Source organism: Streptomyces sp. NBC_01268 (assembly GCF_036240795.1).
Taxonomy (GTDB): domain Bacteria; phylum Actinomycetota; class Actinomycetes; order Streptomycetales; family Streptomycetaceae; genus Streptomyces.
The window spans coordinates 2,934,929-2,957,222 of sequence record NZ_CP108454.1 but is presented as its reverse complement, the minus strand read 5'-3'; the positions used below and the strand labels follow the sequence as shown (position 1 = coordinate 2,957,222).

The following is a 22,294-nucleotide window of genomic DNA, read 5'->3' as shown; positions in this document are numbered from 1 at the left end:
CCTCCCTCACACCCACCCCCTCCGAGCCGCTTCCGCCCCCGCGCGGAAGCGGCTCGTCGTGCCCAGGGCCGCCATCAGTTCGCCCACGCGGCGGCTGTACGTGCGGGGGGACATGCCGAGGCGGGTGGCGGCGGCCTCGTCGGTGAGGCCGGAAAGGAGGGCTTCGAGGACGGGGCGGAGTTGTGGGGGGAGGTCGCGGGTGGGGGCGGTGAGGCCCGTGAGGTCCTGGCCGCCGTCCCAGGAGGTGTGGTGGGCGCGGACCAGGGCCTGGACGACGACGGGGTCGCGGATCAGGAGGAGGCCGTTGTAGTGGAGCTCCAGGTCCAGGGGGACGGCCGCGACCGTGCGGTCGACGACGATCATCTTGAAGGGGATCGCGTCGGTGACCCTGGCCCGGCCGGGGATGCGCAAGGCGCCCGCGAGTTGGGGGAGGGCGTGGCGCGGGACGATGCGCCGCACCTCGCCGGCCCGCTCCGCCGCCGCCCGCATGCACGCTCCTGCCAGCTCCAGGAACGGCTCGGGGATCGCACGCGACGCGGAGGCGGCCGGGTCGTCGAAGGTCAGCAGCTCGTGCCGGGCCGAGGCGGCCAGGCCTGCCAACGCCGCGCTGACCCGGCGGGTGCCGCGGACCGGGCGCCCGGGAGGACGCTGGAGCTCGGGACCGGCCCGGCCCATCGCCGAGCGGGCGAGCATCACGGAGCCCGCAGTCTCTGTCACCGCTGACCACCCCCGCCCGTTCGGTGTGCCACTCCATGTACGCACGTGACTGCGTACGGTGACAACCCCTGTTGACAAAGGTGGCGAGTCCCTGCCACTGCGGTGTGCCCCAGGCGCCGTTGCCGCATTGAGATCCTTCCGCAACTCCTTCGTCTGCTCCTTCGCACCGGCTCGGACGTCACATTCACAGGACGTCCCACGGCCAAGTGGGGCTATGCGAGGGGGAGATGGTCATGAGGCGGAGAATCGCAGCAGGGGCGCTCGCCGGGGTGTTGCTGCTCGCCGGGTGCTCCGGAGGGTCGGACGGCGGCACCACGCACGCGCGGGGCGACAACGCCGCGCCCGACCGTCCCGTGCCCGACCGTGCCGCACCCGCGCCAGGGCTCTCCACCTTCGCGCTCGACGTGGACACCGCCTCCTACGGCTACGCCCGCCGCACGCTCGGCGAGGGACGGCTGCCCGAACCGAAGGGCGTACGGCCCGAGGAGTTCGTCAACAGCTTCCGGCCCGACTACCCGCGCCCCAAGGACAACGGCTTCAGCGTCACCCTCGACGGTGCCCGCTCCGACGCCGACGGGTGGTCACTCGTCCGTGTCGGCCTCGCCACCCGCGCGAGTGACGTCGAACGCCCTCCCGCCGCCCTCACGTTCGTCGTCGACGTCTCCGGCTCCATGGACGAGCCCGGCCGGCTCGACCTGGTCAAGGAGTCGCTCGGGCTGCTCGTCGGCCGGCTCCGGGACGACGACGCGATCGCCCTCGTCACCTTCAGCGCGGAGGCGGAGACCGAGCTGCCCATGACCCGGGTCGGCGGCGCGCGCGAGCGCATCCGCGAGGCCGTCGACTCCCTGGAGACGTCCTCCTCGACCAACGTCGAGGCCGGTGTCCGCACCGGGTACGACGTCGCCGTCGAAGGACACCGCAAGGGCGCCACCAACCGGGTGGTGCTGCTCTCCGACGCCCTCGCCAACACCGGTGACACCGACGCCGACGGGATCCTGGAGCGGATCGACGAGGAGCGCCGGGAGCACGGGATCACCCTGTTCGGGGTCGGCGTGGGGAGCGAGTACGGGGACGCGTTCATGGAGCGGCTCGCCGACAAGGGGGACGGGCACACCACGTACGTCGCCACCCCCGAGCAGGCCCGCAAGGTCTTCGTCGACCAGCTCCCCGGCCACATCGAGCTGCGCGCCCGCGACGCCAAGGCGCAGGTCGCCTTCGACCCGAAGACCGTCGAGAGCTTCCGGCTCGTCGGCTACGACGACCGCAAGGTCGCCGACGAGGACTTCCGCGACGACCGCGTCGACGGCGGCGAGATCGGCGCCGGGCACACCGTCACCGCGCTGTACTCGGTCAGGCTCAGGCCCGGGAGGAGCGGGCGGGTCGCCACCGCCACCGTCCGCTGGCTCGACCCCGTCACCCGCGCCCCGCACGAGCGCTCCGGCGCGGTGGACTCCGCCGCTCTCACCGCACCCCTGTGGGGGGCCGGGCACGACAGCCTGCAACTGACCGCGATCGCCGCCTACTTCGCCGACCGGCTGCGCGGTGGCCGGCTGCCGGGCGCTCCCGCCCTCCCGCGGCTCGCCTCCCGCGCGGAAGCGCTCGCCGAGCGGGCCCGTTCGGCGTCCGTACAGGAGCTCGCCCGGGCGATCCGTCAGGCGGACTCGCTGGGAGCCGGATCCCGGGGCGGGGACGAGAAGGGGACCGAGGGCGGGACCGAGGGCGGGGATCCGTACGCCCGCTGATCCCGGGTGGTGGCGGGAGGCGCAGGGGGTGTACTCTGCGCCCTCCCGCACCTCCCGTACCCCCTGCCGGTCCGCCATCATGGCCCCATGGCCGCCCTGATGCTCGCCCTCGCCGTCGTCTCCACCGGGCTCTACGCCGGATTCATGCTGATCTTCCAGACCGGCGTCATGCCCGCCCTCGCCCGGCTCCCCGACGAGGAGTTCGTCCGGGCCATGCGGCGGATCAACGAGTACGTGCCGCGGCCGGTGTTCCTCCTCGTCTTCCTGGGGGTCGCGGTCTTCCCCGCGGCCGCCCTGTTCGTCCCCGTCGACGGGCGGACCGACACCCAGAAGTGGCTGGTCCTGGCCGGAGCCGTGTGTGCCGTGGCCAACCACCTGGTCACCGTCGGCGGCAACATCCCGCTCAACTCCGCCTTGGCGGCCTCCGGGTCGGGCGGTGAGCCGGCGGGTGACGTGCGGGCGGCCTTCGAGAAGCGCTGGAACGGTTTCCACCGGGTGCGCACGCTGTTCGTGCTCGGGTCCTTCGGACTGCTCACCGGGTCCGCCGTCATCGGCTGAGGCGAGGCCGTCGGCCGATGCCACCCGTCGATCGCGGACCGAAAGGTCTGTTTTTTCGTCGCCCTGAGTGACGGTGAAAGGGCGTCAGGGGCGCGCGGCGGTGCGGGGATTGGGGCGACCTGACGTTCTGTGCCCCGCCCGTGCGGGCGTCCTCGCAGGTGGGAGCGGCTTCTGTCCAATACGTGAGATGGTTGGGTTCACTGCGAACAAGGCTTCGGGTATCTTCCTGCTGCCGGAAAATTGGTACCCCCAGGTTTGTTTTCTCGGGCCACCGGGATGCCGGTTCGGGCGATGAGAGGGACGTGACTCCCATGGCGAAGCAGGATCGGGCGATCCGCACCCGTCAGGCGATCCTGGAAGCGGCCGCCGCCGTCTTCGACGAGCGGGGCTACGAGGCCGCCAAGCTCTCCGACATCCTCCAGCTCGCCCAGGTGACCAAGGGTGCGCTCTACTTCCACTTCGACTCCAAGGAAGACCTCGCGCACGCGGTGATCGACGCCCAGGTGTCGGTCGTGCCCACGGCACCGCCGCAGATCTCCAAGGTGCAGGAGTTCGTCGACGTCGGCATGGTGTTCGCGCACCGGCTGACCTGCGACCGGGTGCTGAGCGGCAGTGTGCGGCTCACTCTCGACCAGGGCGGGCACGAGCTCAACCGGAGCGGCCCCTACCGGGAGTGGACCGAGATCAACCTGCGGCTGCTCAACGCGGCGAAGGAGGGCGGCGAGCTGCTTCCGCACGCCGATCCCGAGGAGGTCGCCCCGCTGGTCGTCGGCTCCTACGCGGGGCTGAATCTGATGTCGCACGCGCTCGAAGGGCACCGCTCGTCGATGGAGCGATGGGCCTCGGCGCTCTACCACCATCTCCTGCCCAGCATCGTCGTCCCCTCCGTGCTGACCATGCTCGACCTGGAGCCCGGCCGGGGTGCGCGGGCACTCGGAGTGCCGGACGAGCGCCCCTAGGGTGTCTTCGACACGTTAAATCAAACCGCCATGGCGGTTTCTTTGAGATGCTGGCCGGATGACACCTGCACGGCTGCCTGAAAACGATCCCCAAATCATACCCGTGGGTCCAGTATCTGGATTCGCGAGTACGTTTCGTCGGCCCTTGATGTCGCGTTGATGAGGGCGGATCGGTAGAAAAGGGACGAAAACGCCGCCCTCGGGGTCCGGCGATTCCATACCGTCCGGTTTCTTATTGACATGCATCGCGGTCTCTTTTCTAATCATCGAGGGTCATCCCGTGCACAGACGCTGAGGGGGCAAAGTGGACGTCCGGATCCTGGGAGGGCTGTCGGTACGCGAGAACGGGGTGTCGATCACCCCGACCGCCGCCGCGCCACGACAACTGCTCGCCCTGCTCGCCGCCAGTGCCGATCAGGTCGTTCCGGTCACCGTCCTCATGGAGGAGGTGTGGCCGTCCGGCGCGCCGCGCGGCGCCCGGGTCGAGCTCCACTCGCACGTCCTCGGGCTGCGGGCGCTCATCGCCGCCGCGCTCACGGAGGGCCTGACCGCCGTCGGCGACCGGGCGGGCGAGGACGCCGACGGGCGCACCGCCGAGACCGTCCTCGCCGCGCAGTCCGGCGGCTACCGCCTCGACACCGGCGGCGGCTCCCACGACGTCTGGCAGTTCGAGCGCGCGGCAGGAGCCGGATACCGCGCCATGGAGGCCGGTGACCTCCCGCGCGCCGCGCTCCGCCTCGGCGAAGCCCTCGCCCTGTGGCGCGGCGAACCGTACGCGGGCGTCGACGCGGGCCCCCGGCTCCGCGCGGAGACCGAGCGGCTCGAAGCCTCCCGGCTCAGCGTGCTCGACCAGTGGGTCGAGGCGCAGCTCGGGCTCGGCCGGCACGTCGAGATGGTCCCCGAACTCGCCGTCCTCGCCGCCCGGCACCCCGTCAACGAGTCGCTGCACGGCCAGTTCATGGTCGCCCTGCTGCGCTCCGGGCGCGCCGACGACGCCCTGGAGGCCTACCGCCGACTCTGCGTCGGCCTCCAGCGGGACGGCGGCCGGGAGCCCTCGGCGCGGCTCCGCCGGCTGCACCGCTCCGTGCTGACCGTGCGGGACGCCGGGCTGCCCCGCGTCCCGACCCAGGCGAGCGGCCTGTGGCTGCGGCCCGTTGCGGCCGTGGCCGGCATGGCGGCGAGCCTGGCCTGACGGGCTTCCGGTGGAGTCCGACGGGCGTCCGGCGGCACTCCGACGGAGTCGGGCAGACGTCCGACAGGCGTCCGGCAGGCCTGTGACGTGCTGTCGGACCCAAAGGGGAATGAAGTGGTCGATCTCACCGTTGACCGACGTCGACGACCGAATTACTTTCGGCCAGCGGAGGGAGTTGAGGCATGTCCTACGACAGCGCGGACGGAGGCGGGGGCGCCGACGCGCTCACCGTCCTGGAGCTGCTGGCCCGACAGGCCCCACCGGGCCGGTTCGCCGAACTGCTCGACCAGGCAAGGGTGGCAGGCCTCCCCGAGAGTGAACTCCGCGCCCTGGAAAAGGCCGTTCACCTCGCCACCGGCGTCAGCTGCTCCCTCGCCCGCCGCGAGCAGCGCGAGGAAGGACTCGCCGCCCTCCTCGACACCACGCGGGACCTGACCCTCCCGTACGACCTGGACGGCCTGCTGCGGGTCGTCACCCGCCGCGCCAAGCGCGTCCTCGGCCTCGACCTGGCCTGCGTCACCCTGCGCGGTCCGCACGGCGGCCGCCTCCTGCACAGCGCCGAAGGCGCCCTCACCGCACTCGACCCGGCCGGCTGTCCCACCCTCTTCGAAGGGGACGGACTCGGCGGCCTGGTGCACGCGCTCGGCGAGCCCGCCTGGACCGAGGACTACCTCGCCGACCCGCGTTTCGCGCACTCCGCCGCCATAGACGACCTCGTACGGGCCGAAGGCCTCCGGGGCGTCCTCGCCGTGCCGCTGCGCACCGGCGACTCCACCCTCGGCGTGCTCTACGGGGCCGACCGCAGCACCCGCCGGTACACGGCCGACGAGATCGCCCTCGTCGCCGCGCTCGCCGACCTCGCCGCCGTCGCCACCGAGAAGTCCGGGCTCCTCGACCAGACCAGGGCCGAGGTCACCGAGCTCGAACGGGACAGCTCCCGCGCCCGCACCCGCCTCACCCGCATGCGCTACATCGGCGAGGCGCACAGCCGCATCATGAACCTGATCCTGGCCGGTGGCGACCTGCGCAACGTCGCCACCGCCGCCGGTGACGCCCTCGACGGGGCGGTCCTCGTCCGCGACCCCGGAGGGCGCACCCTCGTCCAGGCCGGGGAGCTGCCCGGCCTCGACGAGGACGCCGTCGCCAAGGCGTCGCTCGACGCCCACGCGGGCCGCCGCCCCGTCCTCACCGCGGGCGAACCGGGACCGCCGGGACCGCCCGGGGACCGCGGCCACCTCGACGGCGCCGGCGACCAGACCTGGGTCGCACCGGTCCTCGCCGGCTCCGAGGACCTCGGCGTCCTCGTCGTCCGCGCCGCCACCCCGCTCACCGGCGAGGACGAACGACTCCTCGAACTCGCCGCCCAGTCCGTCGCGTTCCTGCTCCTGATGCAGCGCTCCACCGCCGTCGCCGAGGGCCCCGTCCGCGACGAACTCCTCGACGACCTGCTCTCCGAGCCGCAGCACGCCCCGCAGCAGATCGCCCAGCGCGCCCGCCGTCTCGGCCTCGACCTGCGCAAGCCGCACGTCGTCGTGGTGGCCCGCCCGGAGGGCGGCGAGCAGGGGCGCGCGGTCGTGTGGGCCTCCTCGTACGCGTACCGCATGTCCGGCCTGAAGACCGTGCACGGCGGTGCGATCGTGCTGCTGCTGCCCGGCGTGGACGCCTCGGCCGCCGCGAAGGCCGTCTCGGGCGAACTCTCCCCGCTGCTCGGCCACCCCGTCTCGGTGGGCGCGGCCGGTCCCGGCTGGAGCCCGGACAGCGTGAGCCGGCTCTATCTGGAGGCCATGCGCTGCCTGGACGCGATGGGCGCACTGGGCGGTTCGGGTGCGGCGGCGTCCGTGCAGGACCTGGGGTTCCTCGGGCTGCTGCTCTCGGACGACCACGACGTGGACGGGTTCATCGAGTCGGCGATCGGGCCCGTGCTCGACTACGACGCCGAACGGTTCACCGATCTGACCCGCACCCTGGAGGCGTACTTCGCCTCCGGAGGCAGCCCCACCAACGCGGCCGAGGCACTGCACGTGCACCCCAACACCGTCTCGCGCCGCCTGGAACGGATCGGCGAACTCCTCGGCGCGGAGTGGCAGAAACCCGGCCACGTCCTGGAGGTCCAACTCGCGCTGCGCCTCCAGCGCACCCGCGACGTCCTGGCCCGCCAGCGCGCCGACCTCCGCGACACCCGCGGCACGACCCCGTCCTGTGAGCGGCCGGGGGCGTGAGGACGAGGCCGAGGGCGTGGCGCCGAGGCCGTGAGGCCGGGGTGTGACGCCGAGGCCGCGGCGCGGGAGCGTGGTGCCGAGGCCGTGGCGCCGGGGGCGCGTGACGCCCTGCCCGGTGACCCGGAGGAACGCACCCCGCCCGGTGACCCGCGCCCGGGGTGCCGGGCCGCCGGACGGGGAGGCGGTCGGCCGGACGGGGAGGCGGACGGCCGTCGGGGCCCGGGCAGTCGCCCGGGCCCGCGCCGTCAGCCCGCCGAGCGGCCCTGCACCTGCCCGTACGCCGTCGGTGCGGCGGCCGTGTTCCAGCCGGGGGCGAGGACGGTCGCCGCGTGGGCGGCGGAGGCGAGCGTGATGTGGCGGTGCCAGCCGCGGAACGAGCGGCCCACGAAGTCCCGCAGGCCCGCGCCCTCGCCGACCGCGCGGAAGTCCCGCTCCACCCGGCGCGACAGCTTCGTCAGCCGCAGCAGCGGGCCGACCGCCGAGCCGGTCAGGTCCGTGATCCACAGCCGGGCCGGGGCCCGCCGCGGGTCGTCCCACTCGCCGAGCAGCAGCAGCGGGCGCTGCCGCTCCCCGGCCGGCACGGGCAGCGTGACCCGTACCGCTGTCGCGAGCGAGGTCCGGGAGGTGCGCACCCCGGCCGCCGAGTCCACCCAGCTCACCGGGCGCCGCAGCCCCTTGAGGGACTCGAGGATCTGCTGCGCCGTCAGCGGGCCCGCGCCGAAGCCGGGCAGCGAGCGGTCCGCGACGGTCAGCCGGCAGCCGGTGCCGATCCGGGCCACCACCGGCACGCCGGCCACGGCGAGCCGGTGCAGGGCCGCCCGGCCCGCACCGCCGCGGATGTCGAGCAGCAGCGGCTTGCGGGTCACCTCCGGCCAGCGGGCTGTGTCGAGCGCCGCGTTGACCGCGCACTCCTCCAGCGTCTCCTCCGCCGCACCCTCGGGTACCTCCGCACGGTCGCGCCGCGTGCGGTCCTTGACCCAGGGGTCCGGCAGGAAGAGACGCCAGTTGACGGGGACGCTCAGCTCCTCGGAGGCGAACCACACTCCGAAGGCCTGCTGTCCGCGGAAGACCTGGCCGCGCTCCGGATCGAAGCGGCGGTCGACACCGACCGAGTGGTCGCCGGCCTTCGGTATCGGCATCGGGCGCACCACCCATGCCTGCGGCCCGTTGTTCTGCTGCAGGAACCGGGCCAGCTCGGCCCGCATCGGCCGCCAGTCCCACGTGGAGCTGGAGATGAAGTGGTGCAGGCTCTGCTCCGCGGCCGGTCCGCCGATCTGGGCGGCGATGTTGCGGATGGACTTGCGGCCCTGCGCGGTCAGCAGCCCGCGCAGATACTGCTCGGCCTTGATCCGCTGGTCGCGGCGCGGGAAGGCGGAGAAGAGCGCGGCGCACAACTCGCCGTAGACGTCCTCGTCCGCCGCGTCCCGGGGCGCGGTGACGGTCCTGAACCTGGTTGCGACGGATGTACTCACGACACTCCTGACCGACGGTTGCGCAGCTCCCTCCAGCTGCCCCTCAAAGGTCGCGGTTCGGCGCCGCCAGGACGAGGTGTACCCGGCACCCGTCTGGGCCGCCGGATGGTGGCCGGACCACCGCCATACCCCGCGGGGGGATCTGACAGACTCGCCGGACCGCCTTTGACCCGTGCGCGGCCTGGCCCGGACCATCACTTCCGAGGCTGCACGGGCCGGGCTCCGGTTAATGCCCCAGGCCGGGGACCGTGCCTGTGCGCCTCGCTTCATCCGCAGACCTGCGTACCCGCCGTGAGCTGCGCGGACGCGCCCGCATCCGGGTCCATGCGCCCTCAGCGCCTAACCTGGTCCCATGGGATTCCGCGCGCAGCTTCCGGTCGTCGGCGTGGTTGCCGCGGGCGGCGCGCTCGGTGCCTCCGCCCGGTACGCGGCGACGCTCGCCTGGCCGACACCGGCCGGTGCGTTTCCCTGGACGATCCTCACCGTCAACGCGGCCGGCTGCGCGCTCCTCGGCGTGATCATGGTGTTCGCCACCGAGAGCCTCACCCCGCCGCACCCGCTCCTGCGCCCCTTCCTCGGCACCGGAGTCTGCGGTGGCTTCACCACCTTCTCCACCTACTCCCTGGACACCCAGCGCCTGCTGGCCGCCGGGGACATCACGCGCGGGCTGCTGTACATGGCCGCGACCGCGCTGACCGCGCTCGCCGCGGTGTGGGCGGGCGTCACCGCGGCCCGGGCCGCCGCCCGCGTCGTACCGGCGGGGAGGCAGCGATGACCCGGCTCGCGGGCCCCGCCCTGCGCCTGACGGTCCTCGTCGGCGAACGCGACACCTGGCACCACCGGCCGCTCTACAGCGAGATCGTCCACCGAGCGCACGAGGCCGGACTCGCGGGCGCCTCCGTCTTCCGCGGCATCGAGGGCTTCGGCGGCGCCTCCCTCGTCCACACCACCCGGCTCCTCTCGCTCGGCGACGACCTGCCGGTGGCGGTCCTGATCGTGGACACCGAGGAACGGGTACGGGGCTTCCTGCCGCGGCTGGAGGAGCTGGTCTCGGACGACCTGGTGTTCCTGGAGGCCTGCGAGGTCGTGCACTTCGCGAGCGGCACGGGAGGGGCCGGGACCGGCAGTGCGCCGGAGCCGCTGCCCGAGCCCGAGCCCGAGCCCGAGCCCGAGCCCGAGCCCGAGCCTGAGCGCGAGCGCGAGCCCGGGCGCGAGCCCGAAGCCGACTCCGACTGCGACTCCGACTCGGCGTCCCGGGAGCCGCGCGAGTGAACTGGCTGCTCGTCGTCCTGGGCGCCACCGTCGGCGCGCCCCTGCGCTACCTCACCGACCGCGCCGTCCAGGCCCGTCACGACTCGGTCTTCCCCTGGGGGACCTTCGCCGTCAACGTCGTCGGCTCCCTCATCCTGGGTCTCCTCGCCGGCGTCGCGTCCGCCCGCATGGGACTGCTCCTCGGCACGGGCCTGTGCGGGGCGCTCACGACGTACTCGACCTTCTCGTACGAGACGGTGAAGCTGTACGAGTCGGGCGCCCGGTTCTACGCGGTGGCCAACGTCCTCGGGAGCATCGCCGCCGGGCTCGGCGCAGCCTGGCTGGGCGTGGAGCTCGCCGCGCGCTGACCGGCGCCGAGCGCGATGCGCAGGGCCCGGCCGGAAGTCGCGTAGAGGATGCGTCAAGAGCACCCCCGGCGGCGTTAGGGGCCCGTCAACGGCGGCTGTGACCTGTCCGAAAAGAGGTTTGCTCGGCAGGTCAGCAACATCCGCTCTCTCCGTCAGGAGCTCACGATGGCCGACCTGGCCTTCGTGGTCACCACGCTCGCGGTCTTCGCAGTGGTGGCCTTCATCGCCAAGGGGGTGGCGAAGCTGTGAGTGCCGAGAACGTCGTCGGCCTCATCGTCGCCGTCGCCCTCCTGGGGTATCTGGTCCTCGCCCTCGTCAAGCCGGAGAGGTTCTGAGCCCCGACATGTCTCCCGTCCTCGCCGGCGCCCTCCAGCTCCTCGCCCTGGTCGTCGCCCTCGGCCTGTCCTACCGGCCGCTCGGTGACCACATGGCGCGCGTCTACTCCTCGGAGAAGCACTACAAGCCCGAGAAGTGGATCTACAAGGCCATCGGCGCCAACCCGAACGTGGAGATGCGCTGGCCCGCGTACCTGCGCGGTGTGCTCGCCTTCTCCGCGGTGAGCGTCCTGTTCCTGTACCTGCTCCAGCGGGTGCAGGGCTCCCTGCCGGGCTCGCTCGGCTTCGTGTCGATCGACCCGGACCAGGCCTTCAACACGGCCGCGTCCTTCGTCGCCAACACCAACTGGCAGTCGTACTACGGCGAGCAGGCCATGGGGCACGTCGTGCAGACCGGCGGCCTGGCGGTGCAGAACTTCGTCTCCGCCGCGGTGGGCATCGCGGTGGCGGTGGCTCTGGTCCGTGGTTTCGCCCGTTCCCGTACGGGTGAGCTGGGCAACTTCTGGGCCGACCTGGTGCGCGGCACCGTCCGGATCCTGCTCCCGATCGCCGTGATCGGCGCCCTCGTCCTGGTGGCCTGCGGTGCGATCCAGAACTTCGCCGGGATCCACGAGGTCGGGCAGTTCATGGGCGGCTCGCAGCAGTGGAACGGCGGCGCGGTCGCCTCGCAGGAGGTCATCAAGGAGCTGGGCACCAACGGCGGCGGCTACTTCAACGCCAACTCGGCCCACCCCTTCGAGAACCCCAACGGGCTCTCCAACCTCTTCGAGATCTACCTGATCCTGGTGATCCCGTTCGCGCTGACCCGGACCTTCGGGCGGATGGTCGGCTCCCTGAAGCAGGGGTACGCGATCCTGGCGACGATGGCCACGATCTGGGTCGGTTTCACGGCCCTGATGATGTGGACCGAGTTCGCGCACCACGGCCCGGCGTTCGACCTGGCGGGCGGGGCGATGGAGGGCAAGGAGACCCGGTTCGGGATCGGCGGTTCGTCGATCTTCGCGGTGGCGACCACGCTCACGTCGACCGGTGCGGTGAACTCCTTCCACTCCTCGTACACCGGCTTCGGTGGCGGGATCACGATGCTGGGCATGCAGCTGGGCGAGATCGCGCCCGGCGGTGTGGGCTCCGGCCTGTACGGCATGCTGATCATGGCGGTCATCGCGGTGTTCATCGCCGGTCTGATGGTCGGCCGGACGCCGGAGTACCTGGGCAAGAAGATCGGCACGCGGGAGATCAAGTTCGCGGCCTGCTACATCCTGATCACGCCGGCGCTGGTGCTGTGCTTCACGGCGGCCTCGTTCGTCCTGGACACCCCGTCGCACTCGATGACCAACTCGGGCGCGCACGGCTTCTCCGAGATCCTCTACGCGTACACCTCGGGCGCCAACAACAACGGCTCCGCCTTCGCCGGCCTCAACGCCGACACCCAGTGGTTCAACTCGACCATCGGCATCGCGATGCTGCTCGGCCGGTTCCTGCCCATGGTGTTCGTCCTCGCGCTGGCCGGCTCGCTCGCCGAGCAGACGCCCGTCCCCGAGACCGCGGGCACGCTCCGTACCGAGAAGCCGCTGTTCACCGGCCTCCTCGTCGGCACGATCATGATCATCACCGGTCTCACCTACTTCCCGGCCCTGGCCCTTGGCCCGCTCGCCGAAGGACTCGCAGCATGAGCACCCTCACTCCTACCCGGGCACCCCACCCGGACGCACCCACCGGGCACAAGCCCGAGGCCGGACGTGTCGGCGGGGGCCTGTTCGATCCGAAGCAGCTGGTCGAGTCCTTCCCGGACGCGATCAGGAAGCTCGACCCGCGGGTGATGGTCAAGTCGCCGGTCATGTTCGTGGTGTTGGTCGGTTCGGTGGTCACCACCGGGCTCGCGATCAAGAACCCGGGGGACTGGTTCGGCTGGGCGATCACGGCCTGGCTGTGGCTGACCACGGTCTTCGCGAACCTGGCGGAGGCGGTGGCCGAGGGCCGCGGCAAGGCGCAGGCCGACACCCTGCGCAAGGCCAAGACCGACACCGTCGCCCGCCGGATCACCGGCACGAGCGAGGAGCGGGTCCCGGGCACCGAGCTGCGCATCGGTGACCTGGTGGTCTGCGAGGCCGGCGACGTCATCCCCGGCGACGGCGACGTCGTCGAGGGTGTCGCGAGCGTCGACGAGTCCGCCATCACCGGCGAGTCGGCGCCCGTCATCCGCGAGTCCGGCGGCGACCGGTCGGCCGTCACCGGCGGTACGAAGGTGCTGTCCGACCGGATCGTCATCAAGATCACGACGAAGCCCGGCGAGACCTTCATCGACCGGATGATCAACCTGGTCGAGGGTGCCGCCCGTCAGAAGACCCCGAACGAGATCGCCCTCAACATCCTGCTGGCGTCCCTCACCATCGTCTTCCTGCTCGCCGTGGTCACCCTCAAGCCCTTCGCGATCTACGCGGGGGCCGACAAGCAGACCTCGATGATCGTCCTGACGGCGCTCCTGGTCTGCCTCATCCCGACGACGATCGGCGCCCTGCTCTCCGCGATCGGCATCGCGGGCATGGACCGGCTCGTCCAGCGCAACGTCCTCGCGATGTCGGGCCGTGCGGTCGAGGCCGCCGGTGACGTGTCGACGCTGCTGCTCGACAAGACCGGCACCATCACCCTCGGCAACCGCCAGGCCGCCGAGTTCGCCCCCGTGGCCGGGACGACGGAGGCCGAACTGGCCGACGCGGCCCAGCTCTCCTCGCTCGCCGACGAGACCCCCGAGGGGCGCTCCATCGTCGTCCTCGCCAAGGAGAAGTACGGGCTGCGCGAGCGGCACCAGGGTGAGCTGGCCGACGCCGAGTGGATCGAGTTCACCGCCCAGACCCGCATGTCGGGCGTGGACCTGGACGGCAGGAGGGTGCGCAAGGGCGCGACCGGCTCGGTCGTCGCATGGGTGAAGGAGCAGGGCGGCACGGTCGCCGACGACACCCAGGTGCTCACCGACGCGATCTCCCAGGCCGGCGGCACGCCGCTCCTTGTGGCTGTGGAAGACGACCAGGGCGCGCGTGTCCTCGGTGTCATCCACCTGAAGGACGTCGTCAAGGAGGGCATGCGGGAGCGGTTCGACGAGCTGCGCCGCATGGGCATCAAGACGATCATGATCACGGGCGACAACCCGCTGACCGCCAAGGCCATCGCCGAGGAGGCCGGTGTCGACGACTTCCTCGCCGAGGCCACCCCCGAGGACAAGATGGCCCTCATCAAGCGCGAGCAGGCCGGCGGGAAGCTCGTCGCGATGACCGGCGACGGCACCAACGACGCCCCCGCCCTCGCGCAGGCCGACGTCGGCGTGGCGATGAACACGGGCACGTCGGCCGCGAAGGAGGCCGGCAACATGGTCGACCTCGACTCCAACCCGACCAAGCTCATCGAGATCGTCGAGATCGGCAAGCAACTCCTCATCACCCGAGGCGCGCTGACCACCTTCTCCATCGCCAACGACGTCGCCAAGTACTTCGCGATCATCCCCGCGATGTTCGCCGTCGCCTACCCGTCGCTCGACAAGCTCAACATCATGGGCCTGGCCTCGCCCGAGTCCGCGATCCTGTCCGCCGTCATCTTCAACGCGCTGATCATCATCGCGCTCGTGCCGCTCGCCCTCAAGGGCGTCCGCTACCGCCCCTCCAGCGCCGACTCGATGCTCCGCCGCAACCTCGGTCTCTACGGACTCGGCGGCCTGATCGCCCCGTTCATCGGCATCAAGATCATCGACCTGCTCCTCTCCCTCATCCCCGGAATCGGCTGACGACCATGAACACTTCCGTAGGAAGCACCGGACGCCTGATCTGGGCGGGCCTGCGCGCCTTGCTCGTCCTCACCGTCGTGTGCGGCGTGCTCTACCCCCTGGCCGTCACGGGCATCGCCCAACTGGCCTTCCATGACAAGGCGAACGGCTCCGAGATCAAGGACGCGAGCGGCAAGGTCGTCGGCTCGGAACTCATCGGCCAGACCTACGACCTCCCGATGAAGGAGGGCGAGGAGACGGCGGCGCCGGACCTCAAGTGGTTCCAGCCGCGCCCGTCGAACGGCCTGGGCTCCAACTCCGTCAACACCCGGTACGAGCTGATCCTGTCCGGCGCCACGAACCGCTCCGGCGACAACGCGGACCTGGTCAAGTGGGTGACCGACGCCAAGGCCGCCGTCGTCAAGGACAACTCGACGGCCGACTACAAGGTGAAGCCCTCCGACGTGCCGGCCGAGGCCGTCACCTCCTCGGGCTCCGGCCTGGACCCGCACATCTCCCCGGAGTACGCGAAGCTCCAGGTCCACCGCGTCGCCGAACGCAACAAGCTGGACGTCGCGAAGGTCGAGCGACTGGTCGACGAACACACCGACGGCCGCATCCTCGGCTTCATCGGCGAACCCCGGGTCAACGTCCTCCGGCTCAACATCGCCCTCAGGGCGCTGGTGGCGCCGCCGGCTTCCGCCAGCCCCCGCTGACCTCCTTCACCGGCTTGTGCGGGAAGCGGCGCCGCGCGTACTCCTGGGCGGCCGAGCCCGGGAGTACGTACAGCGTCTCCTTCTTCTCCCGGAGCGGGCGCAGGACGGTGTCCATGAAGGCCTTGCGGTCGTCGAGGTACGGTCCGAGGACGTCCTCGCCGGCCGGGCAGACGGCAAGGCAGTAAGCCGCCTTGTAGTTGGGTTTGAACGCGAGGCTCTGCCACATGGAGGCGTTCTCCGCGTCCGTCACCCGGGAGCGGAAGTCGGCGGCGTCCGTGCTGTCGGCCACCGTCTGGACGTAGTCGGTGAACCCGGCCATGAATTCGCGGTAGTTGTGCGTCGCGCAGGCCAGGAAGTCGAAGTCGCCGTCCTTGGAGAGCGCCCCGACCGGGCAGGCGGCGACGCACAGCTTGCACTCCACGCAGGGGTTGTAGTCCAGGGGCTGTCCGTACGAGGAGACCTCGGCGTCCAGGAGGACGGTGGCCAGCAGGACGAAGCTGCCGAACTTCGGGTGGATGACGTTGCGGTGCAGCCCCATCACGCCGAGCCCCGCCGCCACGGCGACGGTCTTGTGGGCCACCACCCAGATCCGGCCCGGGAACGCGTCCATCTCCATGGGGAAGGTCGCCGACGGGTTCACCGCCCGGTACCCGGCGTCCTGGAGCTCCCGCACGACCGTACGGGCCGCGTCGTTGACGAGCTCCCCCGCGCGGTGGAACTCGTGGTTGGCCACGCTCCGGGCCGCCGACCGCACGTCGTCCCGGTTCATCCGCACGACGAGCGAGACGAGCGTCCGCGTCCCGGGCAGTGCGCCCTCCGCGTGCTCCCGCTCGCCGGCCAGGTCGGGATGGCCGAGGCTCACGGCCGCCGCGTCGTCGGCCCCCGCCCGCAGACACAACTCCCGCAGCCACGCGGCGTCCACGACGGCGGGCGGCCGTGCGGCGGACGGCTCCGCCTCGCGCGCCGCGAGCACCGCGCGTACGGACGGATGGCCGGCCAGGCGGGCCGGAAGCGGCTTCTTGTCGGTCATGGAACGCCACGCCCCCTATGGTGGGTCCGTTTGATTTCTGGACTCACTATAGGGGGCGTGGGTTGGGAAACAAGACGGACTGGGGGTGGAGTAGGGGAGTAGGGGGTCTCGGAGGAGGGATCCGGTCCCGCTCACGGCGTACGCGACGGCCGTCCCGGCAGCAGTAGGGCCGGCAGCGCCGCCGCGGCCAGCAGGGCCGCCGCCACGGTGAAGGCCGTGCGGAAGCCGGCCGGGTCGGTGCCGGTCGTGCCGAGGACGACCGAGCACAGGGCCGTGCCCACGGAGGCGCCGAGCTGCGAGTTGATGCCGAGGAAGGTGCTCGCGGCGGCCATGCGGTCCTTCGGGAGGGAGCGGCTGGCCGTGGTCATCGTGGGCATCAGGACCATGCCCGCGCCCACGCCCATCAGCATCGCCGCCGCGACGACCCGCCAGGGCGCCACGCCCGCCGTCCCGGTCTGCAGGGCCGTCAGGCCCATGCCGAGGGCGGCGAGGGCGACGCCGACGGGGATGAGGCGCCGGGGGGAGCTGCTGTCGATGCGGCGGGCGGCGATCTGCATGGTCACGCCGACGGTGAGCCCGACGGGGGCCACGAGCAGGCCGGCGGTGGTCGAGCTGAAGCCGCGTACGCCCTGCCAGTACATGGGGGTGAGGAGCATGGAGCCGAAGTAGCCGCAGGTGAACAGGGCCAGGGTGCCGATGCCGACCGCGAAGGTGCGGTCGCGCAGCAGGTGCAGGTCGAGGAGCGGCTCACGGGCCGTCAGGGCCCGCCGGACGAACAGGGCGACGAGCAGTGCGCCGGCGAGCGTGGGCACCAGGGTCCCCGGCGTGGTGAAGGCGCCGGTCTCGCCGCCCCGGGCGAGCCCGTACAGGAGCAGGGCGAGGCCGGGGGAGAGCGTCATCAGGCCGGGAACGTCCAGCCGGGGCGCGGGGGCTCCGGCGCGCGGGGCGTCGGGGCGCAGGAGCCGTGCCGCGAGGAGCAGCGCGACGGCGCCGACGGGCAGGTTGACCAGGAAGATCCAGTGCCAGGAGGCCGCGTCGAGCAGCCAGCCGCCGAGCGCGGGGCCGGCCACCGGACCGACCAGGATGGGCAGTCCGAGCAGGGCCATCGCCCGCCCGAAGCGCTCGGGGTCGGCGGCGCGCATCACCATGGCCATGCCCACCGGCATGAGCAGCCCGCCGCCGAGCCCCTGGACCGCGCGGAAGGCGATCATGCTGCCCGCGTCCCAGGCGAACGCGGCGAGCAGGGAGCCGAGGGTGAAGAGGGCGAGGGCGGTGAGGTACGTGCGCTTGGCACCGATCCGGCCCATGGCCCAGGCGGCGGTCGGGATGACGGCGGCCAGGGCGAGCGAGTAGGCGGTCGCGGTCCACTGGATGGTGGCCAGCGGGGCGTCGAAGGCCTCGGACAGCCTGCGCAGGGCGACGTTGACGATGGTGACGTCGAGGACGGACATCACGGAGCCGATGACGACGACCGTGAGGACCCGGCCCAGCGGGGTGCCGGACACGGTGCCGGGCTCGCCGGTGGTGGCGACTTCCTCGGCGCGGGGCGCTGTGGTGCTCATGCGGACGCCCCTCCCCTCAGGCCTGGTAGGGGAGGGCGGTGCGGGCCGTGCGCAGGGCCCGGCCCCACCAGCCGAGCTGGCCGAGCATGCCCTTCGCCGCGCCCTCGGCGACGGCCGTGTCGCGCGGCGTGCCGTCAGGGCCGAGCCCGGACCAGGGGCCGTGCAGGCTGACGGAGTCGCGGACGGTGGTGGCGTGCAGCTCGGCGAAGACCGTCCGGAGCTGCTCCACGGCGCGCAGGCCGCCGCCGAGGCCGCCGTAGGAGACGAAGCCGACGGGCTTGGCGTGCCACTGCTCGTGGTGCCAGTCGATGAGGTTCTTCAGGGCGGCGGGGAAGCTGTGGTTGTACTCGGGCGTCACCACCACGAAGGCGTCGGCGGCGGCCAGCCGCGGCGAGACCTCGGCGAGCGCCGCGGCGGCCCGCGCGTCCGGCTGGCCGCCCCAGCCGGGCATGGCGAGCGGCAGGTCGACCTCGGCCAGGTCCACGACGTCGAGCTCCAGGCCGCCGTGGCGGCGGGCCACGCCGAGGAACCAGTCGGCGACGGCGCCGCCCTGGCGCCCCTCCCGGACGCTGCCCACGAGGACGGCGACGCGCAGGGGGGCGGTGGCGGCGGTGGCCCCGTCGGCCTCGGCGGTGATCTCGGTGGCGGTGGCGGCAGCGGTGGTCTCAGGCATGGCGGTGTCCCCTCCGGAGCGGTGCGGACGCGGGGTGCGTCCGGTGCGCTCCGGTAAAGTACAACGAGCGTTGTAGAAAGTGCAACGGGCGTTGTAGTTCGCTGTGGCGGTTACGCTGCGGTGTCGACGAGGAGGAGTGCATGGGCAGCGGCAACGAGGCCTGGATCGAGCGGGCCCGGCGCGAGATCCCGCCCCGCAAACTGGAGAAGCAGCTCGCGATGGTCCGCGCTGCCTGCGGCGTCTTCGGCCGCGACGGCTACGCCCGGGCCTCCGTCGACTCGCTCGCCGCCGCCGCGGGCGTCTCCACGCGCACGCTCTACAACCACTTCCCCGGCGGCAAGGCCGAGCTCTTCCGCACGGTCATCACCTGGACCGCCAACACCGTCCGGGACGCCCAGCTCGCCCGGCTCCACGCCCTCCTGGACCCCGGCCGGCCGCCCCACCCGGACCTGCTGGAACGCGATCTGGTCGCCCTGGCCTACGCGTTCACCGACCTGATCGCCGAGTACCCGGACCACTTCGCGCTCGTCCGGCACATCCACGCCGAGGCCGGCCACGTCCCCGCCGACGTCATGGGCGCCTGGCAGCAGGCCGGGCCCGCCCCCGTCACCGAGGCCCTCGCCGAGGCCCTCGCGGGGCTCGCCGACGCCGGGCTGCTCGACGTGCACGGCGACGCCGCCCTCGCCGCCGTCCACTACGTGGCCCTCAGCTCCGCCACGATCGTCCAGCGCTCCCACTACGGCGTGGTGCCGCTCCCCAAGGAGGAGACCGACCGCCTCCTCACCGGCGGAGTGGCCGCCTTCCTGCGCGCCTACCGCGCCTGAACGCCCGCCCCCGGAACCCCCGCCACGCCGTCCCGCCCGCCACCCGGCACCGGCACATAGACGCGGGCCCGCGGCCGGGTCGCCGCCCCAGGGGCGAGGGCCAGGGCGAAGCCGTGGTTGGCGGCGACCGAACGGATGTGGTCGGCCGACAGGGAGCCGTGGCGTTCCAGGGTGAGCGCGGGCAGCCCCGAACGACCGCGCCCCGCCGGACGGTGGAACGACACCACACTCGTCGACACCGGCTCATGGTGCGGATACCCACGCCGGGCCACGGCGTCGTCCGCGTGCGCGAGCACCCGCATCCCCGGCTCGGGACCGAAGTCCGCGACGACCCCCTCGGCGCGCCAGTGCGGCAGCTGCCGCGACCGGTTGGCCGAGGTGATGAACAGGAACTCCGCGCCCGTGCGCTCCAGGGCCGCGGCGAAGAACGCGTTCGACGGGCAGCCCCGGCCCGGCGCGATGACCTGTACGGTCGGCACCCCGTCCAGGACCGCCGTCAGGTGCCCGGGCACCCGCTCCGCGGCCGGTCCCCGGAAGCCGAACGGGCCGAGCTCGTACAGCTCCTCAAGCAGCGACCGGACCTGGCGACGGGGGAGCTCCTCGGGCAGCCGGGTCCAGTCGAACAGGCCGGGAACGGCGGACGGCACGGTCGTGACGCTGCCGGTCTGCCCGGCCGGGCGCCCCTTCAGCCGGTTGACCCGCTCCACGACCGCCCGGTCGGTGCGGGCGGTCACCGCGTAGAAGTTCGCGAAGCCGTGCACCACCGCGCGCCCCCCGGCGACCTCCTCGGCCGCCCGCAGCACATCCTCGGCGTCACCCAGGACCAGCTCCCTGACCGGCTCCTCGATCAGCTCTCCGACCAGCTCTCCGACCAGCACCGTCCGATCGTCACCCACTGTCGCGCCTCCACTGCCGTTCGCCTACCTGATCGTTTACGGCGTGCAACGACTCCACCGGCCTCCGGTCACGTGGCCGAAAAGACCGCTGCCCGGAACGCGTCGCGCACCGTCGTCACCGGGCCTGTCTCCCGGGTGAAGTAGAGCTTGTTGGTGAGCAGCACCGCCCAGCGCCCCCGCGCGGGGCTGACCCACATGCCGGTGCCCGTGAAGCCCGTGTGCGTCCAGACGTCCTCCCGCACCCCCGTACCCGGCGCGACGTGCCAGAACAGACCGCGCGGCGGGGCGAGTTCACCGGTACGGATACGAAGCGACTCCGCGACCCAGCCGGCCCCGAACGGACCGGATGGACCGGATGGACCGGATGGACCGAATGGGCTTGAGGGACGGGACGGACCGGACGGACCGGACGGACCCGGCGGGCCGGACGGACCGATGGGTGCGGCAGACGCGCCCAGGACGTGCGCGAGGAATCGCCCCAGGTCCTCCGCCGTCGAGAAGGCGCCCGCTATCCCGCACGCGCCTCCCAGCAGCCGGCTGGAGAAGTCGTGCACGGTGCCCTTCAGACGGGTGCCGGTCTCCTCGTCGTACTCCGTCGGCGCACAGCGCGCGGCCACGGCCGCCGGCAGCGGCCCGTAGTGCGTCTCCGTCATGCCGAGCGGCCCCCAGATCCGGTCGGCGGCCAGCTCCCGCAGCGGCCGCCCGGTCAGGTGCTCGGCGAGGTAGCCGAGCACGAGCGCCGCGCGGTCCGTGTACTCGACGGCCTCGCCGGGCCGCCGCCGCAGCTCCTCGCGCAGCACCCCGTCCCGTACGTCCTGGGGGTCGGTGCCGTACAGATGGCGCAGGTTGGCCCGCAGCGGCAGCCCCGCCGTGTGCGTGAGGAGCTGGTGCGGGGTGACCGAGGCCAGCGGGTGCCCGGCGACCTCCGGCCAGAACGCGCCGAGCGGCGTGTGCAGGTGCAGCTTCCCGGCCTCGACCAGCGTGCCCACCACCGGCCACACGGCGATCACCTTCGTGAGACTGGCCAGGTCGAAGAGGGTGTCGGGCCGCGTGGGCTCGTCGGGCCGCGCGGGATCGAGCAGCCCGACGGCCCCGCCCGCCGTCGTCCCGCCGGCGTCACCGACGGCCCAGACGGCTCCGGGGAAGGCGAGGGAGCGGACCCCGTCCTGGAGGAGCCGCTCGATACGGGGAGTCCCGGGCGTCGTGTTCACACGGGGTGTCTACCCCGTTCGGGACGCCCGTCCGCGGTTCCCGACCCGCCGTCACACGCCTGCCGTCACACGCCTGCCGCCCCCGACCCGTCGGCACCCGTCCGCCGTGTCCCCCACGACCCCCACGACCCCCACGACCCCCACGACCCCCACGACCCCCACGACCCCCACGACCCCGCCCCGGAGAGCGCGCCCGCCGGCAGGGTGCCGACCCAGATCCCGGTCACGGCGCTCACGTACCGCGCGCCGCAGCGGTCCGAGGGGACGACCAGCTGGGTGCCGGCCGTGTCGAGGTCCTCGCCGTCCATGCGGGTCGCGAGGAGCACCGGGGCGTCGCCGAAGTCGGCGTCGATCTCCGCCCAGGACAGCACCGTGTGGTGCCCGTCGCCGCCGCTCACGGTCAGCAGGAAGCGCGCCCGCTCCTTGCGCCGGGCCGGGTCGAACTCCGAGCCATCGCCGGCCACTCCTGGACCCGTACGGCACGGGCGTAACAGACCGCGTCGGCCTGGATCCTGGACCGCTGGAGGACCGGCGCGTACTCGGCAGTCTCCACGAGCTGGTCCAGGGCGCGGGCCTCGCCCCGCGAGGCGACCTCGGCCTTGCCGTACGAGCCGTTGGCGGTGACGAGGACGAAGGCGAGCAGCAGCACGGTCAGCGTCAGCAGCGGGCCGACGAGGTCCTTGACGGCCATCCCCTCGTCGTCGTCGGCATTGAGCAGCCGTGGCCGCAGCCAGCGGTTCGCGGCCAGGCCCGCGAGCAGGGCGATGACGGCGACGGTGATGACGAGGGCCACGGGGGCCACGGGGGCCACCTCC

At 72.6% G+C, this 22,294-nt stretch carries 20 protein-coding genes and 2 pseudogenes; 13 read left to right on the top strand and 9 right to left on the bottom strand.

Annotated features, from left to right (window positions below):
- Positions 1-6: 6 nt before the first annotated feature.
- Positions 7-717: a helix-turn-helix transcriptional regulator gene (locus tag OG309_RS13060; protein WP_329420720.1), complete on the bottom strand. Its 711-nt coding sequence runs from the start codon at positions 715-717 to the stop codon at positions 7-9.
- 227 nt (positions 718-944) lie between these two features.
- Here OG309_RS13060 and OG309_RS13055 point away from each other — a divergent pair, with 227 nt between their 5' ends.
- The 5 genes from OG309_RS13055 to OG309_RS13035 all read left to right on the top strand — a co-directional run bounded on the left by OG309_RS13055 (position 945) and on the right by OG309_RS13035 (position 7,387).
- Complete coding sequence (locus tag OG309_RS13055) at positions 945-2,459, top strand: vWA domain-containing protein (protein WP_402544249.1); 1,515 nt, start codon at positions 945-947, stop codon at positions 2,457-2,459.
- Positions 2,460-2,546: 87 nt separating this feature from the next.
- A complete protein-coding gene (locus tag OG309_RS13050; RefSeq protein WP_329420718.1) occupies positions 2,547-3,017 on the top strand; it encodes an anthrone oxygenase family protein in 471 nt (156 codons plus the stop codon).
- Positions 3,018-3,328: 311 nt separating this feature from the next.
- A complete protein-coding gene (locus OG309_RS13045; RefSeq protein ID WP_329420717.1) occupies positions 3,329-3,976 on the top strand; it encodes a ScbR family autoregulator-binding transcription factor in 648 nt (215 codons plus the stop codon).
- A gap of 304 nt (positions 3,977-4,280) precedes the next feature.
- A complete protein-coding gene (locus OG309_RS13040; protein WP_329420716.1) occupies positions 4,281-5,168 on the top strand; it encodes an AfsR/SARP family transcriptional regulator in 888 nt (295 codons plus the stop codon).
- A gap of 182 nt (positions 5,169-5,350) precedes the next feature.
- Positions 5,351-7,387, top strand: coding sequence for a helix-turn-helix domain-containing protein (locus OG309_RS13035; RefSeq protein ID WP_329420714.1), 2,037 nt, complete (start codon positions 5,351-5,353; stop codon positions 7,385-7,387).
- A 245-nt stretch (positions 7,388-7,632) separates the two neighbouring features.
- Here the strand turns inward: OG309_RS13035 and OG309_RS13030 are convergent, their stop codons facing one another.
- Positions 7,633-8,859: an IS701 family transposase gene (locus tag OG309_RS13030; RefSeq protein ID WP_329420712.1), complete on the bottom strand. Its 1,227-nt coding sequence runs from the start codon at positions 8,857-8,859 to the stop codon at positions 7,633-7,635.
- Between the two features lie 352 nt (positions 8,860-9,211).
- Here OG309_RS13030 and crcB (OG309_RS13025) point away from each other — a divergent pair, with 352 nt between their 5' ends.
- The 7 genes and pseudogenes from crcB (OG309_RS13025) (at position 9,212) to OG309_RS12995 (ending at position 15,283) form a co-directional block, all read left to right on the top strand.
- A complete protein-coding gene (crcB, locus tag OG309_RS13025) occupies positions 9,212-9,634 on the top strand; it encodes a fluoride efflux transporter CrcB (protein ID WP_329420711.1) in 423 nt (140 codons plus the stop codon).
- Positions 9,631-9,954 (top strand): annotated as a pseudogene (locus OG309_RS13020) (DUF190 domain-containing protein); the annotation flags it as partial. The gene crcB (OG309_RS13025) and the pseudogene OG309_RS13020, both read left to right, overlap by 4 nt.
- Before the next feature lie 173 nt (positions 9,955-10,127).
- The gene (crcB, locus tag OG309_RS13015; RefSeq protein WP_329420709.1) at positions 10,128-10,478 is read left to right on the top strand and encodes a fluoride efflux transporter CrcB; all 351 of its coding nucleotides are present in this window, start codon (positions 10,128-10,130) and stop codon (positions 10,476-10,478) included.
- A gap of 245 nt (positions 10,479-10,723) precedes the next feature.
- Complete coding sequence (kdpF, locus tag OG309_RS13010; protein ID WP_329420707.1) at positions 10,724-10,813, top strand: K(+)-transporting ATPase subunit F; 90 nt, start codon at positions 10,724-10,726, stop codon at positions 10,811-10,813.
- 8 nt (positions 10,814-10,821) lie between these two features.
- A complete protein-coding gene (gene kdpA / locus OG309_RS13005) occupies positions 10,822-12,486 on the top strand; it encodes a potassium-transporting ATPase subunit KdpA (RefSeq protein WP_329420706.1) in 1,665 nt (554 codons plus the stop codon).
- The gene (gene kdpB, locus OG309_RS13000; RefSeq protein ID WP_329420704.1) at positions 12,483-14,588 is read left to right on the top strand and encodes a potassium-transporting ATPase subunit KdpB; all 2,106 of its coding nucleotides are present in this window, start codon (positions 12,483-12,485) and stop codon (positions 14,586-14,588) included. Before kdpA ends, kdpB begins: the two co-directional genes overlap by 4 nt.
- Positions 14,589-14,593: 5 nt before the next feature.
- Positions 14,594-15,283: a potassium-transporting ATPase subunit C gene (locus tag OG309_RS12995; protein WP_329420703.1), complete on the top strand. Its 690-nt coding sequence runs from the start codon at positions 14,594-14,596 to the stop codon at positions 15,281-15,283.
- On the opposite strand, the gene OG309_RS12990 is transcribed toward OG309_RS12995, so the two are convergent.
- The 3 genes from OG309_RS12990 to OG309_RS12980 form a co-directional block, all read right to left on the bottom strand.
- Positions 15,240-16,313 (bottom strand): 4Fe-4S binding protein, encoded by a 1,074-nt coding sequence (locus tag OG309_RS12990; RefSeq protein WP_329420701.1) that lies wholly within the window; start codon positions 16,311-16,313, stop codon positions 15,240-15,242. The genes OG309_RS12995 and OG309_RS12990 overlap by 44 nt on opposite strands.
- A gap of 131 nt (positions 16,314-16,444) precedes the next feature.
- The gene (locus tag OG309_RS12985; RefSeq protein WP_329420699.1) at positions 16,445-17,875 is read right to left on the bottom strand and encodes a DHA2 family efflux MFS transporter permease subunit; all 1,431 of its coding nucleotides are present in this window, start codon (positions 17,873-17,875) and stop codon (positions 16,445-16,447) included.
- Between the two features lie 16 nt (positions 17,876-17,891).
- Positions 17,892-18,548, bottom strand: coding sequence for an NADPH-dependent FMN reductase (locus OG309_RS12980; protein ID WP_329420698.1), 657 nt, complete (start codon positions 18,546-18,548; stop codon positions 17,892-17,894).
- 140 nt (positions 18,549-18,688) lie between these two features.
- On the opposite strand from OG309_RS12980, the gene OG309_RS12975 reads away from it, so the two are divergent.
- Complete coding sequence (locus tag OG309_RS12975; RefSeq protein ID WP_329420697.1) at positions 18,689-19,372, top strand: TetR/AcrR family transcriptional regulator; 684 nt, start codon at positions 18,689-18,691, stop codon at positions 19,370-19,372.
- Here OG309_RS12975 and OG309_RS12970 read toward each other — a convergent pair.
- The 4 genes and pseudogenes from OG309_RS12970 to OG309_RS12955 form a co-directional block, all read right to left on the bottom strand.
- Positions 19,360-20,268 carry a hypothetical protein gene (locus OG309_RS12970; RefSeq protein WP_329420696.1) on the bottom strand — a complete coding sequence of 303 codons (909 nt, stop codon included), beginning with the start codon at positions 20,266-20,268 and terminating at the stop codon, positions 19,360-19,362. The genes OG309_RS12975 and OG309_RS12970 overlap by 13 nt on opposite strands.
- A 68-nt stretch (positions 20,269-20,336) precedes the next feature.
- Positions 20,337-21,479, bottom strand: coding sequence for a serine hydrolase domain-containing protein (locus OG309_RS12965; protein WP_329420695.1), 1,143 nt, complete (start codon positions 21,477-21,479; stop codon positions 20,337-20,339).
- 65 nt (positions 21,480-21,544) lie between these two features.
- Positions 21,545-21,922, bottom strand: a pseudogene (locus OG309_RS12960) (hypothetical protein); the annotation flags it as partial.
- The gene (locus OG309_RS12955) at positions 21,880-22,170 is read right to left on the bottom strand and encodes a bestrophin-like domain (RefSeq protein WP_443067632.1); all 291 of its coding nucleotides are present in this window, start codon (positions 22,168-22,170) and stop codon (positions 21,880-21,882) included. The pseudogene OG309_RS12960 and the gene OG309_RS12955, both read right to left, overlap by 43 nt.
- Positions 22,171-22,294: the final 124 nt, after the last annotated feature.

Coding starts and splice junctions, on each gene's coding strand:
- OG309_RS12995 (WP_329420703.1), top strand. CDS start 14,594: ATGAACACTTCCGTAGGAAGCACCGGACGCCTGATCTGGGCGGGCCTG.
- kdpB (WP_329420704.1), top strand. CDS start 12,483: ATGAGCACCCTCACTCCTACCCGGGCACCCCACCCGGACGCACCCACC.
- OG309_RS12975 (WP_329420697.1), top strand. CDS start 18,689: ATGGGCAGCGGCAACGAGGCCTGGATCGAGCGGGCCCGGCGCGAGATC.
- OG309_RS13050 (WP_329420718.1), top strand. CDS start 2,547: ATGGCCGCCCTGATGCTCGCCCTCGCCGTCGTCTCCACCGGGCTCTAC.
- crcB (WP_329420711.1), top strand. CDS start 9,212: ATGGGATTCCGCGCGCAGCTTCCGGTCGTCGGCGTGGTTGCCGCGGGC.
- OG309_RS12980 (WP_329420698.1), bottom strand. CDS start 18,548: ATGCCTGAGACCACCGCTGCCGCCACCGCCACCGAGATCACCGCCGAG.
- OG309_RS12990 (WP_329420701.1), bottom strand. CDS start 16,313: ATGACCGACAAGAAGCCGCTTCCGGCCCGCCTGGCCGGCCATCCGTCC.
- kdpA (WP_329420706.1), top strand. CDS start 10,822: ATGTCTCCCGTCCTCGCCGGCGCCCTCCAGCTCCTCGCCCTGGTCGTC.
- OG309_RS13045 (WP_329420717.1), top strand. CDS start 3,329: ATGGCGAAGCAGGATCGGGCGATCCGCACCCGTCAGGCGATCCTGGAA.
- OG309_RS12985 (WP_329420699.1), bottom strand. CDS start 17,875: ATGAGCACCACAGCGCCCCGCGCCGAGGAAGTCGCCACCACCGGCGAG.
- OG309_RS13055 (WP_402544249.1), top strand. CDS start 945: ATGGTCATGAGGCGGAGAATCGCAGCAGGGGCGCTCGCCGGGGTGTTG.
- OG309_RS13035 (WP_329420714.1), top strand. CDS start 5,351: ATGTCCTACGACAGCGCGGACGGAGGCGGGGGCGCCGACGCGCTCACC.
- OG309_RS12955 (WP_443067632.1), bottom strand. CDS start 22,170: ATGGCCGTCAAGGACCTCGTCGGCCCGCTGCTGACGCTGACCGTGCTG.